The 1,658-nt window shown below is 41.4% G+C and carries 1 protein-coding gene; it reads right to left on the minus strand.

The window, feature by feature from the left end:
- Window positions 1–288: 288 nt before the first annotated feature.
- The gene (locus D1831_RS14170) at window positions 289–1,548 is read right to left on the minus strand and encodes an IS110 family RNA-guided transposase (protein ID WP_125073448.1); all 1,260 of its coding nucleotides are present in this window, start codon (window positions 1,546–1,548) and stop codon (window positions 289–291) included.
- Window positions 1,549–1,658 lie beyond the last annotated feature (110 nt).

The following is a 1,658-nucleotide window of genomic DNA, read 5'->3' on the forward strand; positions in this document are numbered from 1 at the left end:
TTTCCTACGATTAGTCAAGCCCAGATTGTGGAAGCCTTCCGCCTTACCGGTTGGTTCTAAAGCAGCTGGAACGTGGTGGACACGACTTTAAGCCAAGAACCCCACTTGTCTTAAAGCTCGGTCTTTGGGTAAGTCGAGAAACAACCTCGACTAACGCAAATGACACCACTGAGCTGCTTTAGAACCAACCTCACGGCTAAATTTGCGTATACTAAACAGTATTTCACGATGATGTAAATTAGAATTATCACCGTGAAACTGCTAGAATTGAATTATAAGGCAGAGACCTTATTGGACCTTGAGTCCGTGGTATGAATAATCATACGATTGGTTGGCTTTCACCATGGTTAACAGACATTTGACCGTCTTATTCATGCAAGCCACCACTGTGACCTTATCCCGTTTGGGATGAGGTCCTTTTTTTAACCGGTAATAGTAATCAACAATGTGATTAGGAGCGGCGGCCTGCTGGCGGACCATGTTCCGAATAGCAAAGAATAAAATACTGCGTGCATGGGCATTACCACGTTTATTAATATGGTCCTGGCGAGTGTAAGTACCAGATTGATAACGATTCAAGTCGATGCCAATGTAGGCATTAAGTTTGCGATTGTTAGAGAATCGACGAATATCACCTAATTCACCAATCAACTCGGCGGCCGTTTGGTCGCCGATACCTGGGAAAGAAGTCATAATTCGAAACTCAGGCAGTGGTTTAGCAAGTTCAACTAATTGCTTGATGAGATGTTTCTTTTTAAGCTTCAGATTAATGAGTATTCGCGCATAGTATCGAACCTCATCAACCTGTACACTGTCAGCACTAGCTGCAGGGTAACTAACTGAAGCAAAGTGTAAAAGCTCTTGTGCTCTCTGAAGAGCCTTTACTTTAGAAATTCTCTTATCGGTGCTTTTCATCAGAATATTTTTCAGTTTAGTTTGTGACAAACAGTTCACTAGTTCTGGGTGTGGAAATAACTCAATAACGTTAAGGGCCAGCGTGGATACTCGACTAGCAAATAAGTGTTTTAACTCTGGAAAAGTCTGTTGAAGAGCATTGTGTAAACTCATTTGTTTGTCCTTTATATCGTTCTCTATCTGAGAATAAAATCGGGTTAACTCCCGAAGCTTTCCGTATTCAGGAGTAAATGGTTGTGATAAAACTTGTGGGTACTGAATCCCGTATTGGGCAATTTTATGAGCGTCATTACGATCAGTTTTAAGACGACGTAGGGTACTCATTTGAAAGTGTAGAGTTAGTGGATTAACTTCAACGTAGTCTAGCTGGTTACGCTCACAAAAGGTTCGCACTGGCCTTGAATAAATGCCAGTAGATTCGAAATATACCACTGGATTAACCGTCAGGCTAATCCGTGAAATGAGAGTCTTAAAACCGGAAATCGTGTGGGTAAACGTGAAATCAAATATACATTGATTTGCATGATAAATCGCACAGCTACTTCTTCCCATTGAAACGTCAATACCAATAATATCGTGTGTTTCCAAACTAACATCTCCTAAGTTACTAGTGTAGAGCCATTCCGGAGTCATCCTCGGCGATTCTAATTTCCTAAACACGGTCTCAAGGACCAACATACTTAAACCTGAATTACTGGGAATAATGGCGGTGATCAGTTTATGGTTACGGACTCGAAGTCCAA

Origin of the sequence: Lactiplantibacillus garii (assembly GCF_003885105.1) — a bacterium.
GTDB lineage: Bacteria > Bacillota > Bacilli > Lactobacillales > Lactobacillaceae > Lactiplantibacillus > Lactiplantibacillus garii.

Coding starts and splice junctions, on each gene's coding strand:
- D1831_RS14170 (WP_125073448.1), bottom strand. CDS start 1,548: ATGACTCCGGAATGGCTCTACACTAGTAACTTAGGAGATGTTAGTTTG.